The 15,432-nt window shown below is 66.4% G+C and carries 12 protein-coding genes, 2 tRNA genes and 5 pseudogenes; 13 read left to right on the top strand and 6 right to left on the bottom strand.

The features are described from left to right. The first annotated feature begins 308 nt into the window (after nt 1-308). Nucleotides 309-689 carry an S-adenosylmethionine decarboxylase gene (locus tag ACFYO5_RS04695; protein WP_356559828.1) on the top strand — a complete coding sequence of 127 codons (381 nt, stop codon included), beginning with the start codon at nt 309-311 and terminating at the stop codon, nt 687-689. 117 nt (nt 690-806) lie between these two features. On the opposite strand, the gene ACFYO5_RS04690 is transcribed toward ACFYO5_RS04695, so the two are convergent. Next, nucleotides 807-1,511 (bottom strand): alpha/beta fold hydrolase, encoded by a 705-nt coding sequence (locus ACFYO5_RS04690; RefSeq protein WP_388704138.1) that lies wholly within the window; start codon nt 1,509-1,511, stop codon nt 807-809. Between the two features lie 118 nt (nt 1,512-1,629). Here ACFYO5_RS04690 and ACFYO5_RS04685 point away from each other — a divergent pair, with 118 nt between their 5' ends. Beyond that, nucleotides 1,630-2,364 carry a 4'-phosphopantetheinyl transferase family protein gene (locus ACFYO5_RS04685; RefSeq protein ID WP_388704135.1) on the top strand — a complete coding sequence of 245 codons (735 nt, stop codon included), beginning with the start codon at nt 1,630-1,632 and terminating at the stop codon, nt 2,362-2,364. Nucleotides 2,365-3,373: 1,009 nt separating this feature from the next. Beyond that, on the top strand, nt 3,374-3,487 hold the full coding sequence (locus tag ACFYO5_RS04680) for an LPXTG cell wall anchor domain-containing protein (protein WP_128112085.1): 114 nt from the start codon (nt 3,374-3,376) through the stop codon (nt 3,485-3,487). Between the two features lie 42 nt (nt 3,488-3,529). Here ACFYO5_RS04680 and ACFYO5_RS04675 read toward each other — a convergent pair. After that, nucleotides 3,530-3,843 (bottom strand): annotated as a pseudogene (locus ACFYO5_RS04675) (GntR family transcriptional regulator); the annotation flags it as partial. Between ACFYO5_RS04675 and ACFYO5_RS04670 the strand changes: the two are divergent. Then, a pseudogene (locus ACFYO5_RS04670) lies at nt 3,831-3,989 on the top strand (replication initiator); the annotation flags it as partial. The pseudogenes ACFYO5_RS04675 and ACFYO5_RS04670 sit on opposite strands and share 13 nt — an antisense overlap. A gap of 145 nt (nt 3,990-4,134) precedes the next feature. On the opposite strand, the gene ACFYO5_RS04665 reads toward ACFYO5_RS04670, so the two are convergent. Further along, nucleotides 4,135-4,206 (bottom strand) — tRNA-Arg (locus tag ACFYO5_RS04665). A 424-nt stretch (nt 4,207-4,630) separates the two neighbouring features. Between ACFYO5_RS04665 and ACFYO5_RS04660 the strand changes: the two genes are divergently transcribed. Next, complete coding sequence (locus ACFYO5_RS04660; RefSeq protein ID WP_388704131.1) at nt 4,631-4,909, top strand: hypothetical protein; 279 nt, start codon at nt 4,631-4,633, stop codon at nt 4,907-4,909. A gap of 52 nt (nt 4,910-4,961) precedes the next feature. Here the strand turns inward: ACFYO5_RS04660 and ACFYO5_RS04655 are convergent, their stop codons facing one another. Further along, nucleotides 4,962-5,717 (bottom strand): GntR family transcriptional regulator, encoded by a 756-nt coding sequence (locus ACFYO5_RS04655; protein ID WP_388704128.1) that lies wholly within the window; start codon nt 5,715-5,717, stop codon nt 4,962-4,964. A 77-nt stretch (nt 5,718-5,794) separates the two neighbouring features. Here ACFYO5_RS04655 and ACFYO5_RS04650 point away from each other — a divergent pair, with 77 nt between their 5' ends. The 6 genes and pseudogenes from ACFYO5_RS04650 (at nt 5,795) to ACFYO5_RS04625 (ending at nt 11,636) form a co-directional block, all read left to right on the top strand. Further along, nucleotides 5,795-6,073: a hypothetical protein gene (locus tag ACFYO5_RS04650; RefSeq protein WP_388704126.1), complete on the top strand. Its 279-nt coding sequence runs from the start codon at nt 5,795-5,797 to the stop codon at nt 6,071-6,073. Between the two features lie 12 nt (nt 6,074-6,085). Beyond that, complete coding sequence (locus ACFYO5_RS04645) at nt 6,086-6,394, top strand: hypothetical protein (RefSeq protein ID WP_388704123.1); 309 nt, start codon at nt 6,086-6,088, stop codon at nt 6,392-6,394. 199 nt (nt 6,395-6,593) lie between these two features. Further along, nucleotides 6,594-6,818, top strand: coding sequence for a hypothetical protein (locus tag ACFYO5_RS04640; protein WP_388704120.1), 225 nt, complete (start codon nt 6,594-6,596; stop codon nt 6,816-6,818). After that, nucleotides 6,815-6,934 (top strand): annotated as a pseudogene (locus ACFYO5_RS04635) (GntR family transcriptional regulator); the annotation flags it as partial. The gene ACFYO5_RS04640 and the pseudogene ACFYO5_RS04635, both read left to right, overlap by 4 nt. Nucleotides 6,935-7,847: 913 nt before the next feature. After that, nucleotides 7,848-9,404 carry an endonuclease NucS domain-containing protein gene (locus tag ACFYO5_RS04630; protein WP_388704118.1) on the top strand — a complete coding sequence of 519 codons (1,557 nt, stop codon included), beginning with the start codon at nt 7,848-7,850 and terminating at the stop codon, nt 9,402-9,404. A gap of 636 nt (nt 9,405-10,040) precedes the next feature. Beyond that, on the top strand, nt 10,041-11,636 hold the full coding sequence (locus tag ACFYO5_RS04625) for a hypothetical protein (protein ID WP_388704115.1): 1,596 nt from the start codon (nt 10,041-10,043) through the stop codon (nt 11,634-11,636). A gap of 174 nt (nt 11,637-11,810) precedes the next feature. On the opposite strand, the pseudogene ACFYO5_RS04620 reads toward ACFYO5_RS04625, so the two are convergent. Next, nucleotides 11,811-12,179 (bottom strand): annotated as a pseudogene (locus ACFYO5_RS04620) (NUDIX hydrolase); the annotation flags it as partial. A 15-nt stretch (nt 12,180-12,194) separates the two neighbouring features. Between ACFYO5_RS04620 and ACFYO5_RS04615 the strand changes: the two are divergent. Beyond that, nucleotides 12,195-12,660, top strand: a pseudogene (locus ACFYO5_RS04615) (replication initiator); the annotation flags it as partial. Nucleotides 12,661-12,928: 268 nt separating this feature from the next. On the opposite strand, the gene ACFYO5_RS04610 reads toward ACFYO5_RS04615, so the two are convergent. Further along, nucleotides 12,929-13,001 (bottom strand) — tRNA-Arg (locus ACFYO5_RS04610). 321 nt (nt 13,002-13,322) lie between these two features. On the opposite strand from ACFYO5_RS04610, the gene ACFYO5_RS04605 reads away from it, so the two are divergent. Beyond that, complete coding sequence (locus ACFYO5_RS04605; protein ID WP_388704112.1) at nt 13,323-14,930, top strand: dynamin family protein; 1,608 nt, start codon at nt 13,323-13,325, stop codon at nt 14,928-14,930. Nucleotides 14,931-15,432: the final 502 nt, after the last annotated feature.

Below are 15,432 nucleotides of genomic sequence, written 5' to 3'. Positions count from 1 at the left end.
TACGGGCTGACGCGGCATCGACAGGACCCGCCCTCGACGGGGCGAATACGGAAAGCGGAAGGGGCGAATGCGGGATTTCTTTTCGAAGTGTTCAGGGATTTGTTTCTCGACTACGGGAAGGGGGTGAGCGGAGAAGGCTTCACGCCACTTGACGGTATGTGAGCGCGAGCCGTAGAGCGGCCCGGATGCTAGGCTGGGCCAGATCGAGCGCCGGTTTTCGGCCTCGGCGGTTCCCCTTCGGCCGCGCGGACCAGCGCACTTCTATGCGAAAGGAGACGGGGGCAGCGGAACGCGACCCCCGATTCCCCATGACCAACCCCGCCAGCCTCGCCACCGAGGGCATAAACGTCGATGATTTGTGCTCCTACGCCGTAGACGTGTGGGTGAGCGACCACAGCATCCTGACGGACGAGGAGCGCCTCCTCCAGGTGCTGCGCACGGCCGCCGAAAAGGGAAACGCCCAGGTGCTCGGTGAGGCCTCGCACGTTTTCCCCAATGGTGCCGTCACCGCGATCCTGCTGCTTTCCGCCTCGCATCTGAGCATTCACACCTGGCCGGAATTCAGCCTGGCCAACGTCGATCTGCTCGCCTACGGCCGGCTGAACGGCGAGCGGATGATGCAGAGCGTCGAAGTCGGCCTTTCGCCGACGAAGATCAACGTCACGCGCATGCTGCGCGCGGTGCACTGATCCAGCAGCACGCGACTCACCTCCTGAGCGCCCACCTCACGTCCTGACGGTGCGGTGCGCCGACTTCGGCCCGCGTCGACCTCGTTCGGTGCGTGCGGCGTCCTCGGCGCTCCGCTTTCACAGCCACCCCGCGAGAGAGCCGACGAACGCGTCGAACCGGTCCCGGTGGATCGCGTGCGGCGCGTCGGGCACCGTACGGACCTCGAAGCCCCGCCGGACGAGTTCCGCCCGCGCCTGCGCGCTGACGAGCGTGCTCGGGTCCGAGACCTGGACCAGCGAGGGGACGACGGCCTTCTCCGGGGTGTGGTCGACGAGGCGGTGGGCGGAGAGGGCGAGGGCGGTGGTCTCGTCCCAGGCCTCGAGAGCCTGCCGCTCGACCGCGAGCCGCTCGCCGTGCTCGGCGCCCTCCCGTGGGCGGGAGAGGCTCGTCAGCAGGTCGGGAGAGCGCTTGAACAGCGTGAAGAACGCCGGGTCGAGGCCGCCCTCCGCCCCGCTCATCCGCCAGGCGGGCTCCGAGTAGACCGCGCGGGCCGGAGCCAGCTCCTCCACCGCGAGGGCCAGGGCGAGTGCGCCCAGCGAATGGCCCAGCGCCAGCTCGGGGCGGCGCGGGAGCGTGTCCAGGAGGTCCTCGGCGAAAAGCGCGGGCGCGTACGCCCCGCGCGCGCTCGCGCCGTGGCCGCGCAGATCCACGGCGAGAACGCGATAGCCCCGGTCCGTGAGCACCGGTGTCAGCTCGTGCCAGGTGCGGTGGTCGGCCATGATGCCATGGACGAGGACGGCGAGCCGGTCGCCGGTTCCCCACTCCTGTGTGTGCAGACGCATCCGGTCGCTTTCCTGTCGTCGTCGTGGGACGGGCGGGCGGGTGCGGGTCGTTGCCGTACGCGGCGAACAGGAGTCTAGAACGTCGGCCGATCGGCGGAGCGGAGCGGAGCGAGGGACGGTGACGGAGCACGAGGTACTGGTGCGGTGGGCGGCCCCGGGTGACGCCCGGCCGGGCCTCCTCGGCCTGCTCGACACCGTGGAGCGCGCCCGCTACGAGGCCACGGCCCGGCCGGCCGACAGGGCGCGCTTCCTGGTCGGATGCGCGCTCAGCCGCCTCGCCCTGGGCGAGCTGCTCGACCTGCCTCCCGCCGACGTGCCCCTGCGCCGGGTGTGCCCGCGCTGCGGCGGGCCGCACGGCAAGGTGCGGCTGACGGTGCCGGAGGGGGTGCCGTACCCGGACGTCGACTTCTCCGTGACCCACAGCGGGGACGTGGTCGGGGTCGCCGTCTGCCGAACCGCGGCCGTGGGACTCGACGTGGAGGACGACGGCATCCCGCTCGACGTGGACGCGGCGGCGCGCACAGCGCTCGGTGACGCGGAACTGAGGTCCCTGTACGCCCGTCCGCCCGCCGGACGCCGTTCCGCCTTCCTGCGCACCTGGACCCGCAAGGAGGCCGTACTCAAGGCGCTCGGCGTCGGTCTGGGCGTGCCGTTGCGCGGGCTGGAGGTGTCCGCCCCGGACGCCGCTCCGGCGGTCCTCACCTGGCCGGAGCAGCTCGGCAGACGGCCGGAGGCGAGCCTGACGGACCTGACGGACCTGACGGTCCGGGGCACCCACCCGGCGGCCGTCGCGGTGCTGGGAGGAGGCGGGGTGCGGGTCGTCGTCCGTGCGGGGTCCGGGGTGGCGGCCTGAGCGGGGGCGGCGGCCTGAGCGGGTGGCGGCCTGGGCGGGTGCCGGCCTGAGCGATCAGGCGGGCACCGGGCGGATGGGATGCGCGGGGTTGTCGGACGGGACCCCAGGGCTGTCGGATGAGATCCGCGGGGCTAGATCCGCGGGGCTTCCGGACGAGATCCGCAAGGCTCCCGGCGGGAGGCGCCGTACCTCCGGAGGGGAGGCGGAATTCGGATTCTTGGTGAATTGCTCACGGAGATCCATGAGCAATCAACCAGGGCCGCGGTGCCGAATACCCGCAACGTTTCACGGGTCACCGGCGGCGAGCTGAGGTCGGCCCGCCACGTCCCCGAGACGGATCCGTCCCTTTCGCGCGGCTGCGGTACCGCGCACGGTCGCGGTTTTCCGCTCACGGGAACCCATTCGAACGAGGGCAGGGCTGACATGTCGGTGGAGGACGCCGCCCTGGAACGAGTGGACGGGGAGATCTACGACCTCGAAGGGAACCTGTGCTTTCCGGTCACCTCCGATCGACGGTCGGCCTCAGTGTTCCGAACAGCGGGCAGTTCCACGTATCCACCCCCGCCCTCCCCCTCGCCCCCGACTTCCGCGCCCGGGCGGGCCCGCTGCGACGGGACCCGGACACGCGCCTCACTGCCGGCCGGAACGGCCCCGCGTACGCCGAAGTGATCGACGTCCTGCCACACGACGGCCGCCTGCGCCCGGCGCGGACAGCCGTCGTGTATCGAGCGAGCGGCGCGGGTGGCCCGCACGACGGTCCGGCTCACGGGCTCACGGGCTCGCCGGCTCACCGGAACTCACCGCCCCGATCGCCCTCGCGCTCGGCACCACCGCCTACGCGGGCGTCGGGCCGGCCGCCGAGGACCTCGCCGGTGTCGACGTCCGCGACACGTTGCCCGTCGTCGACGGCCGTCTGTAGGCCGAGGGCTCGATGCCTGGCTCGGCATTCGGCAGAAGGGCGAGCGACGCGTGTCGGCTGAAGCCACACACCCGGGGTATCCGCCTGAACATGCTTGCTCTGATTGCCTACCGCTCGTACCACGGCGCAACGACCGTGTGGGCCTTCGTCGTTGCCATCCTCATCGTGCTGGTGGCCGGTTGGTACGTCCGACGCCGCAGGTAGTCGCGACATCCGCCGGCCTGCTTCAACGGGTCCGGCAGACCGCTACGGACGGTTCATCGGAATCGCGTAGCCGATCTCGCAGTGAGCGGCGGACATCACGATGTCCGCCGGCTCCACCGGGCGCCCCTGGCCGCTGTGGTACGTGCCCCGGATGTGCGTAACGAGTGTGGCCTTCTGGATGCCTACGAGACGCCTTCTCACCATGGCTCCGGCTGTTCCAACGGCGTGGCCGACGGTGATGCCGATCACGGCCGTGCGATTCACGACACCCGCCCCGGCGTGCGGCCTCCCTCGGGCAGGACGACGAGAGTGTCGACGGTGAGGTCGTACGGTTCCGACCTGCGCGGGGGCCGTCCTGTTCAACAATCACACCGGACAGCTCTGGCAGCGCTCCACCCCCCGGCTCCGCCGCGAACTCACCGTCCGCGGCGGACTGGCCCGCCGGGAACTTGCAGGCCACCTCCGCGTCTCGTACGGCAAGGCGGCCGAGTTCCAAAAGCGCACCTACGCTGCGTCGAGGGGCAGCTTCCTGGGACAGCCCCGGAACCTCCCCTTGATCGTCGGGGGAGTGTCCGGGGCTTCGTCGTGGCGAGTGAAACACGCCGTGACCAGCAAAAAGGCCCTCCCATGGGGAGGGCAGAGACTTGCGCCCCCGGCAGGACTCGAACCTGCGGCCAAGCGCTTAGAAGGCGCTTGAGCTGACCACCGGATGGGCGGGCCTGACCTGGCCGTTTCGGCGCGCTGAGTGTGGACGTTCGGCGACTTCGACACGCATTCGACCGACGAGGATACGAACGCGCTTCGGCTACGTCCACGCATCCCGGGTGCACTTGGATGTCAGCGGAACAGCTGCGGCACTGGGCAGGCCTTTAACGGCTCCTCCGGCCGGTCGGCCCAGCCCCACCAAACATGCCGACCAGCACACCTCCACAGCGACCGACAGGTCCGTCGGCCGTCATCCTCGCGCTTGGACAGTACGAAGCCACCGGACTTCATGGGCCGGCCACAATCAGGGCAGGCCGGGGCGTCGTTGGTCATGCGGTGGACCCTAGCGGAGCGACGACCCGCTGCGTCCCGAAGGGATGTCGTCAGGCACTCACCCGCGCACGAGGCGCTGTCGTAGGGCTCGGCTACGTTGCACGCATGACTGACAGGGATTCGCTCGTGCCGGCGCTCACCGGCGTACTCGTCGATGTCGTGTGGTGGCTGGAGAGCTGTGGGGATGAGGAAGTGGATCCCGATTCCGCGGTGAAGGTGATGGAAAGCATCGGCGGGGAACTGCTGCGCCTGCCCTCCGGCCAACGCGAGCGGCTCGTGCAGGTGCTCTCGGAGTTGGCGAAAGCGGAGGAAGACCCTGTGCGGCGCGACTTCCTGAAGTCGTTCCCCTTCGCCATCGGCCTGGTCGAGGACGAGGACAGTTGAGCGGGCGTCCGGCTGGTACGCGTCAGTTCAACTGTCGTCGTGCCTGGATCGGCTAACGGTTGATCGGGATCTCATAGACGATTTCGCAATGGGCGGCGGGCACAACGATGTCCGCTGTCTCCACGGGCCGACCCTGGTCGCTGTAGTAGGTCCGTCGGATGTGCGTGACGAGCGCTGCCTTCTGGATGCCCAGTAGCGACGCTTCCTCGGAGGTCGCCTGCCGCGGCTCCGGCTGTTCCACGGCGTGGCTGACGGTGATGCCGATCGCGGCCATGCGGTTCACGACGCCCGCCCCGGCGTGCGGTCCTCCCTCGGGGAGGACGACGAGAGTGCCGGCCGTGAGGTCGTACGGCTCCCAACTCGTCGACAGTTGCACCGGCCTGCCGTCGGCAAGGAACTCATACGCCGTTCGGACGCACAGGTCGCCTTCGGTGATCCCCAGACGTGTCGCGATCTCTGCCGGTGCCGACACCTTGGCGTCAGTTCGGCTTTCCCAATCGCCCTGCCTGCCGACGGCCTTCATGTCGGCACGGAACGGGGACCCAGTGGGTTGCTCACGCGCCGATGAACGAACGACCCGCACCCGCTGCCTGGGCTCGGCAACGTACGTCCCAGAACCGGCCCGGCCTTCCAGCACGCCCTGGGAGATCAGCAGCTCCTGGGCCCGGCGGACCACGTTCTCGCCCACGCCGTACTCCTGGCCGATCTGGGCGCGGGAGGGCAGGCGGTCTCCCGGCGCCCACACGTGCTCCACGATCCGCCGCCGGAGTTCGTCGGCGACGCGGAGATAGGGCGGCTGCTCAGGCATATGGAAAATCTAGTCCACTAGCTCTAATCTAGTTAACTAGCTTCACTCAAAGTGATCGCTGGTTCGGAGGCTGCCCTATGCCCGCTTCGGGAGTTAGCGCGGCGGCCCTCGCCGCCCGGCTGTCCGCCCTCGGGCTCCTCACGCGAGTGGAGGAACACCCCCGGCACACGTCGGTCGAAGCGGAGGTGCCGGACGCGCTCGCCGCCGAGTTATGGCGGGAGGCCCTGGACGTAGTGGCGGAGGCCGATCGATTCGGGCTCCTGGCCACCAGCATGAACGGCCGCACCCTCTGGGCGGTCGTACGCAAAACGGTCCCCACGACGGGCGATGTCGGGGGACCGGGCCATCAGCGATAGGAGCTGACCAGCGTGCTCAACCGTATCCGCCGTGCCGTCTCGCTCACCAGAGAGCGGCACTTCCACAGGGGCAGGCACCGCCGCCCCTTAACGACCTCCGGGCCGTCGGCCCCTGCCTCCTCCCTGTCTCCGGACAGGACGACGGCCGCCCGCCGACGTGCCTCCGACGACGTGGACCACCGGCAAACGCTCAGGGGTGAGGACGTCGCGCTCGTCCGCCCGTACGTACTGGCCTGGGAGAAGCGTGTGCGAACGCGCGAAGTGGTAGTCGCTCCCTATCTGTCGGCCGACGCGTGGTCGGCCCTGGTGGGGGTCCACTGATGCATCCCCGTCGACAGACCCGCGTCACGGACGCCTCGGCCGTCCCCTACCGATCCACCGCATGCCGGATCGGCACCCACCACGCCTGCGCGGAGTCCTCCCCGGCCTCGGCGCCGGTCGACCTCCCGGTGGTCTATGAGTCGTGCGACTGCCCGTGCCATTCGATGTCGGGTCAGACGAAGCCCTCGGAGGTGCAGCGGTGAGGCAGTGGGCGCCCAGCGGCACGCTGGCATCAAACGTCGAGGTGACCGCGGCCACCGTGCAACGCGGCGACGTCATCCAACTCGGAGGCCGCGCCTGCCGGGTGCAAGATCTCTTCCAGCTTTCCCAGGGCGCGAAGCAAATCCTCTTCGACTCGGGCGAGTTGCTGACCATACACACGCGGACCCGGCTCGCTGCCGTGCGGATGATGAGGCGGCGGTGATCCGGTCCGTGTCTCCTCGCCGCCACGACATCGCCGACGATCTCCGGCACCAGATCACGACCGGCTACCTCAAGCCCGGCGAACGGCTCCCGTCCGAAACCGGCTTGGCCGACCGGTCGAGCAGAGAGTTCGATCCGAGCGCGGCCCAGTGGCGCTACTACACCGCCGGCTCGACCGCAGCCGGGCCGTACAGAGGTGCTCACCTCCGGCGCCGTTGGTGGCAGTTGTGGACGTCAGCCGGAGCTAGCGCTTCTTGCGAATCCTGCGCTTCTTCTCCTTGGCCTCTTTCTCCTTGCGTTGCGCCACACCGTACGCAGACCACGGTCCCTGATGGACTGGACACCGGGAGGTGCCGGTCACCACCTTCCGCTGACATCGCCCGCCTGCCTTGGTCGGCGCACCACACTTCGCCACGCTGTTGCCCCCTCTGGTCTTGACACGCAGTACGTGGAGCTCCAGGAACCGTGGCTCGGCTTCCGCCAGCAGGGAAGGCGCGTGCTGAAACTGCCGGGTGCGCGCGGGCGCACGTCGACGCCATCAGCTTGACAAGCTGGGGTTCCTTAGCAGCGGTTGCTGTACGTCACTCCCGTACTACTAGCACAACCACCCGCCCGTTGAGGTGACCGTCAGCTATGCAGCCCCCAGAACCGGAAGAGTTGGCCCCGGTTGCCCGGCTGGACCGGTAGACGTCACTGGCGGCTTTGGGGCTGGCCTTCTCGGCTTGGCGAGTTGACCATGCTGGACAAGCCGTCGTGGGCTGACTGTTGTCGGCTGAATGGACAGTCCAAGGCTGAAATGATCACAGCCTCCAAAGTCGAGGGATCTCGCGCCGTCGCCACGGACAGCCGTCGCGGCCTGCTCTGGTCGACGGCGCAAGTCGGCTGCGGGCAGTGGGGGTGCAGCGAGACATAAGAGGGCAAGTGGTAGCGGGATTCCAGCAGGGCGAGGTGCACTCGAATCATTCGTTACGCGGACAACACAGGAGAAGACGAGTACCCTCAGATTATCAACGCTTATGGAGGGGTACCGGTGTCTACTAAGCAGACCGAGTTGGCAATCCAGAACGCTCTGGCCGACCGCCTGGGAGTCATCGAGCCCGGAATGAAACTGATTAAGGAGAACTATCACCTTCAGAACAGTGCCGGCACGCGCGGCTTTGTCGATATCCTCGCTCGCGATCGTCACGGCATCTTCGTTCCGATCGAAGTAAAAAAATCCGACAACACCGCCAGGGAGGCAATTCACGAAGTCCTGAAATATTGTGAACTCCTGCGGCGGGAGCGCGGGATGCGAGTCGATCAAGTCAGAGCGGTGATCGCTAGCACCGACTGGAAAGAGCTCATCGTTCCGTTTAGCGAGATAAGCCGATCGAGTGTGTATCCCATTACGGGGGTGAAGATTGACGTCGGGACGGATTTCCCTGCATCTATGGCAGTAGAGCCTGTCACGCCGTTGCCAGTGCCGAACGAAAGAGATCTCTCCGTAGCCGCAATCCGAATTTCCGTCGAAAACCGATCTGATGCTGACGAGAAATGGGATTCACTAACTAGGTCTTTGGTGAAGGTGGGGATTGAGGATCTGATTGGTGTCCTTGCTGTGAGGCCTCATGATGGGACGGGAATCCTCCATGTAGCTCTTGGAGTGGCGGATGCTAATGACCCCAGGTTGCCGGCTCCAGATGAGGATGAAGGGCTTGAGGAGCCGGAGTTGCATGCGGCTGAGTATCGTGCTGCTTGTGCTGCGGGATTTGAGCATCCAGAGGCTGAAGTTACAGTGCCCGAGAAGCTAACTCGATACATGCAAACAAACTCACTGGAGGTTGCTCACGTATATCGTAGGGGAAGCTTTGAAGAGTGGCGTGATCTCATAGATGATTCCGAAGCGGCTACAATGGCTCAGCACGCTGCTGGTTGGAATCAAGTCCTCCTGCGGTCGTCTGCTAACACTTCGCATTCTCTCGCATGGGGGCGTTTCCGTGCGCGCGTCGATTATGTCCTTGAAGGTAACCCGGATTGGACACAGGTGTTGAGGCTATGGCTTGACGAAGTGGAACATCAAGGGAAGAGTCTTGACGTACTTTTGCAAGCATATAATCCCGCCGACTTCTTGGCCTCCCTCATTCATGGCTATGGCGGAGATTTGCGCTCACTGATTCCCGAAATCTCTGGGGCTGTTGACGCTCCGAGAGGCGACGGCAAGCTAATTCATGGCCTTCTAACATGGGACGGGAGGCCAATCAAGGACTTGTGGCAAGCAATTCATGTCGCCTATCCCACCGTGGCTGACTGGGGAATGGCAAGGGCGGTTGGGGGAGTCTACGAGACGGATATGGACCTGTTGAGGTCCCTTGGGTTGAGATATTCCTTGTTTGAGTTCCTTCCAGGTGATTCCGCTCTTCCGAGTCAACTGATTGCGGAGGACGGTAATTTGCGGCGAATCCCGAGCGGCGCAGATGGGGTCTCGTGGCCGGGGGTTCGACCTCTTCAGGAGCTTCTGCAGCATGTTGACTTCGGGCCCGTCGTCGAGTCCTTCCGTCAGTGCATGACTCCGGTGGACGGCGGCGACCAATGGATTGTGAGTGGTTAGCGAGACCTCTGACGCCCGCTAGGACGTGCCTGAGCGGCCCGTCCTCACGGTGGCGAAGGTCTCTCGCCATCTCCCCTACTCGATCGCGCCGCGCTACCGGCTGCTCGTGCTCCTGGCGACCTTCCCACCCTGCGGTTCGGCGAGCTGGCGGGGCCCTGCGGCGCCGGGGCATCGACCTGGAGGGGCTGACCGTCACCGTGCGCCGTGCTCAGGTCGAGTTGCCAGGACGGTCGGCTCTTCGGCAAGGCGCCGAAATCCGCGGCCGGGGTGTGCTCCGTCTCCTTCCCGGCCGAACTGCTCGATGGGGTCACGCACCGGCTGGAGTACTTCGCCGCTCCCGCCTCGATGTACCCCCGCCGGCCTCAGCCCCCTGCCGAGTCGGGTCGTCAAACGAGAGCAAGCCGCGACGGCCGTCCTCGTGACCACGGTGCGCGAGCCCTCAGCTTGGGGGACGCTTGGGTCTTCTACGGCTTCTTGCTGGAACAAGCTCACGACGTGGGCGACAGCGCCTGCCGCGATTGCGCCACGGTGACGGGAAGGTTCTGCCAGCGCGTGTACTCATCCAGGCTGCGGGGGTCCCACTCGCAGTTGTTCGAAGGGGTCTCATCGATCCGCTACTGGCCTTACCATCGCGACATGGCAACCGGACTGTCCCCATTGAACCGAGCCCTCAACCTCGTGCCCAAGCGGGCTGAGTCGCGTCAGTCAGAACAGTTGAGGGACACTTTCGTTGACTCAGGCGTTGCTGTCGTCATGGAGTCGGTCGATCATCAAATCATCTATGGCCGACGAGGTACGGGAAAGACTCACGCTTTCAGGTACCTTGAGACCGTTTTAAGAGTCAATGGGGACATCCCTGTCTATCTTGACTTGCGCACCGTAGGGTCTCCCGAGGGCCTGTTCTTGGGGGAGGAAGTGAAACCCACGGAACGAGCTTCCAGGTTGCTGGTTGACTTGCTTAACCAGTTTCACGACTCTCTCATGGAAGCTGCCCTCGACGATGATGATCTGATCACAGATGTTGCCCTGATCTCTAAACTTGATGCACTTCTCGATTCCATCTCAACGGTTCGGGTCTCTGGCGAGATTGAGGTCTCCAACGAGGGTGAAAGAGTGAAGGGGACAAAATCGAGTCTGGCTGTCAGGCTCGGCTTCAAAGCCCCCGAGGTGGACATTTCGGCGGAAGACTCGGACGAGACCAGAAAGATGACGACGGAAACTCGTCGTGGCACGGAAAGCATCTCGCTCAATTTCAGCGACATAGCACGGAGCTTGCGTTCTCTTTTCGACTCACTTAAAAGTCGCCGCGTGTGGCTGTTGCTTGACGAGTGGAGCAGTGTTCCTGGGGAAATCCAACCTTATCTGGGCGAGTTCCTTGTCCGATGCCTTCTGCCCCTTCAGGGTCTTACTGTCAAGATCGCGGCGATCGAGCAGCAAACCAACTTCCGGACCGCGCTATCATCCGGTCAGTTGATTGGCCTCGAACTCGGCGCCGATATTGCGGCCAACGTGAGCCTTGACGAGTTCATGGTATTCGAGGAGAATAAGGAAAGGTCACGCGAGTTCTTCAAGAGTCTATTTTTTAATCACCTCACCTTGGGTGGTGCCCCCAACTCACCCGTTACAAGCATTTCCAGCCCGCAAGGGATTGTTCGGCAAGGTTTCACTGATACGCGTGCTTTTGATGAATTGGTGCGCGCGGCTGAAGGGGTTCCTCGTGACGCCTTGAACATCGCCGCAAAGGCGGCCGTAAGGGCCGCTACGGAGAAGATTTCCGTTCACGATGTGCGGGCTGCTGGGCGGGGATGGTTTCAGTCAGACAAAGAGGCAGCTCTCAGAAGCAAGGAAGATGCCTCCAGGCTATTGAACTGGATCATTGACAAGGTAATCCGTGAACGACGTGCTCGTGGATTCTTGGTCAATCAACGTGACGCTAATAATGCACTATTGCTGGCGTTGTTTGACGCCCGGGTCCTCCATGTCGTTAGGAGGGGCTACTCCGCGCAGGATGAACCCGGCGAGAGGTATGACGTCTACGTGATCGACTACGGCGCTTACGTGGACCTCATGCAGACTCGTTACGCCCCACAAGGAGTGCTGCCAATCGGCCCCGAGGATGAGGAGCCCGAGTACGTCGAGGTGCCAACTCAGGATCTCCGCGCTATCAGGCGTGCAGTACTTGACATCGAGTCATTCATCGCGACTCTGCCGGGAACGCGTGCCAGCTCTTGACAAGATCGGGAATGCCGCCGCTCGAAGGTCCGTGGAGTGGCTTTGGGCTGGAGCTGCTTTGGCGCGAGTGATCATGGCCCCGTAAGCTTCCGGCGCGTCGGGCAGTCTGTGGACCTGCCCGGTAAAGCTCGACGTTGGGGCCATGATCTTCGAGGCTCGCGCCAAATTGGCTGCCTAAAGCCGCGGAACCGACCGCCCCAGCCACAACGTACCCGCTGGGATGAGGTGCCGCCCGTCGTGGCTTCGTACATGGGGGCCGTTGCAGTCCAAGGCATCCAGAAGTCTGATGGTGAAGGCCTCGGACATGCGCTCGGTGACCTCGTCGGGCGTGATCCATGAGACCGCCGTGGACTCACTTGAGGTGCGTTCGCTGCCGCCTGAGGGCTCGCAGCGAACGACGCCGCGGGTCAGGTTCTTGTAGACGCCGGTGACTTCGTCGACCTCGACGTGGATGCCGGTCTCCTCCAGGACCTCGTAAGCGACGCCGGTCCCTGGGGTCTCGTCGAGTTCGAGGATGCCGCCGGGGAGTTCCCAGGTGCCGTGTCGGCTCGGCGGAACGAGCCGGGCGGACGGCTCCGCCTCGCCTGCGGCAACCGACCGTGCCTCTCGCTGCCCGTCCTGCGCTTGGACCTATGCGGGCGACACCCACCTACCACCTGATCCGCGTCGGCCTTGCCGGTGACGACCGCCGGGACATCCCCGCCGCAGTCCGCGGTCACCCGTGCGTCTTCGCGACCCTCACGGGCCCCTCATTCGGCCCGGTCCACAACCGGCCCGATCACGGCAGCTCCTGCCGCCGCGGTGACCGGCACGCGTCCGACGCCTCGGAGCTGGGCACTGCCCTCGACCCGGACATCTACGACTAGGCGGGTGCCGTCCTGTTCAACAATCACACCGGACAGCTCTGGCGCGCTTCGCCCCCCGGCTCCGCCGCGAACTCACCGTCCGCGGCGGACTGGCCCGCCGGGAACTCGCAGGCCACCTCCGCGTCTCGTACGGCAAGGCGGCCGAGTTCCAAAAGCGCACCTACGCTGCGTCGAGGGGCAGCTTCCTGACCGGAAACGGCGCCTGGAGGCCGCAGGGGATCTCCCTGAGCCGCCCGGTGCGGGCTGGCGCTCCTGGCCGGAAACTTCGACACGTATTCGACAGGGCCACCCGCAAAAACCCGGTGACAGCCGGATAGCCCCGGCACTTCCCCATGATCGCAGGGGGAGTGTCCGGGGCTTCGTCGTGGCGCGTGAAACACGCCGTGACCAGCAAAAATGCCCTCCCAAAGGGAGGGCGGAGACTTGCGCCCCCGGCAGGACTCGAACCTGCGGCCAAGCGCTTAGAAGGCGCCTGCTCTATCCACTGAGCTACGGGGGCCGGGTGTGGTGGCCTCGTACCTGGTGCCCGGGTGTGGGCTGATCCGTGACGTTGCCGGGGACAAGGATAGGGCTCCCGGTTCCTTGTCCTGAGCGCTTCGCCTCCGTGGCTCGATGTGGAGGTTCGGTGAAGCGGTCCTGATAATCGCAGGCAGGTACGAATTGTGCATCGCTTTTGGCGCCTGGAGCGCCGGGTGTTGTGCACTCGTTATGCCTGCGCTGTGCCTCTGTCCCGGTAGTACCTTCCGTCCCTTCTGTCCCGTCGGCGCGCACACATGTCTATATGCTTCATAAATCCCCCGAAATTGGGCATTCTTCGCATGTGGTGACCTTGGACGTACGGCCTCAGCTGCTCGACGCACTCTCCGCCCTGCGCGACCGTGTCGCCGCCGCACGCTTCCCGCTGCCCCTGGCGGGGGCGCCACGCGCGCGTGCCAACCGCGACGAACTGCTCGCCCAGCTCGACGACTATCTGGTGCCTCGGCTGAGACAGCCCGAAGCGCCTCTGCTGGCCGTGGTGGGCGGATCCACCGGTGCCGGAAAGTCGACACTCGTCAACTCCCTCGTGGGGCGGCGGGTCAGCGAGGCGGGCGTACTGCGCCCGACGACCCGGACACCGGTGCTGGTGTGCCACCCGGAGGACCATCACTGGTTCAGCGGCATGCGCGTCCTGCCCGACCTCACGCGCGTGTGGGTGCCCCATCAGGAGCCCGCCGAGGACCTGTTGCTGCCCGGCGAGGACGGCAGACGCCTGTTGCGCGTCGAGACGGCGGACACCCTTCCGCCCGGCCTCGCCCTTCTCGACGCGCCCGACGTCGACTCCCTGCTCGCCGACAACCGCGTCCTGGCCGCCGAACTCATCTGCGCCGCAGACATCTGGGTGATGGTCACCACGGCCGCGCGGTACGCCGATGCCGTGCCCTGGCATCTCCTGCGCACCGCCAAGGAGTACAACGCCACGCTCGTGAGCGTCCTCGACCGGGTACCCCACCAGGTCGTCTCCGAGGTCTCCCGGCAGTACGGCGCCCTGCTCACCAAGGCCGGCCTGGGCCACGTACCGCGCTTCACCGTGCCCGAGCTGCCCGAGTCCGCATGGGGCGGGGGACTGCTTCCGGCCACTGCCGTGGCACCCCTGCGCACCTGGCTCATCCATCACGCGCAGGACGCCGCCGCCCGACACGAAGTGATGGCCCGCACGGCCTACGGCGTCCTCGACTCGCTCAAGTCCCGCATGCCCGAACTGGCCGGCGCCGCCGCCGCCCAGTACGCGGCCGCGCTGCGGCTCACCTCGGCCGTCGACGGGGCGTACGACAGCGAGTACGCGCGCGTGCGAGGCCGGTTGCAGAACGGTGCCGTGCTCGCCGGTGACGCCCTCAAGCGCTGGCGGGCGTTCCCGCTGGACTGCACCGCCGGGGAGTTGCTCGACGCGCTCGCGGAGAGTCTGGTCGCGCTGCTGCTGTGCGCCGTCACCGCGGCCGACGAACGCGTCGACGAGGCCTGGCGTCGCGAACCGGCCGCGGGCGCCCCGGAACTGCTCGACCGTGACTCCTCCGTGGAGACCGCCGAACACCGCATCGGCATGGCCGTACGGCGCTGGCGGCGCGAGTTGGAGGAGTACGCCGAGGACGAGGTGCGCGGCCTCGAACGCGGCGCCGCACCCGATCCCGAACTCGTCGCGGCCCTCGTCGCCACCGTCCTGCTCGGCGGCCGCAGAGCCCGTTCGGCCGGCGAAGGGCTCGCTGAACGGATCGGCGCCCATGGCGCGCTGCGGCTGCGCGACCGGGGCGGGCGGCTGCTCGCCGAACACCTCGACCGCGTCATGCACAACGAACGCGAGCGCCGGCTCGCGCCGCTGGACGGACTCGACGTCCACGCCGAACCGCAGGCCGAACTCATTGCCGCGCTGTCCGTACTTCAGAAGGAGAGGTGACCGGTGACCGCCGTCACGAACCAGGACCACACGGACCACGCGGAACCTGGGGAACACCGGGAGCGCCGGGAACACCGGGGCCACGCGGAGGGTGGTGGGTCGGCCGGGGAGGGGCGCCCCGGTGATCACCGGGGTAGGACCGACCTGGAGCGCCTGAGGGGCTTGGTGGATCAGCCGGGTCAGTCGGCATCGGGCGCCGAGGGCGCCGGGCAAACGCGGCCGTCGGGGAAGAACGAGCCCGACACGGGCGGCGAGGAAGAGACGCAGAGGTCCGGCGAGAGCCTGCACGGCGCCCGGGACGGCAAGGGCGGAGACGGTTCGTCGGGCGGTCGGGAGGAGAACAGCCAGGAAGGCGACGAGGACGTGCGGGTGGGGGCAGAGGATCACGTCGGTGAGACGGATGTCGACGGTTCGACGCATGAGGCTGACGTCGCTCTCTCCTCGTCTCCTGACATGGACCATCCCTCGTCTGTGGCCGACGTGGACCGTCCCGCGCCTGCGG

Origin of the sequence: Streptomyces sp. NPDC006259 (assembly GCF_042870975.1) — a bacterium.
Lineage (GTDB): Bacteria > Actinomycetota > Actinomycetes > Streptomycetales > Streptomycetaceae > Streptomyces.
Note: the sequence above shows the minus strand (reverse complement) of the source record. Positions and strands in the feature narration are given on the sequence as shown.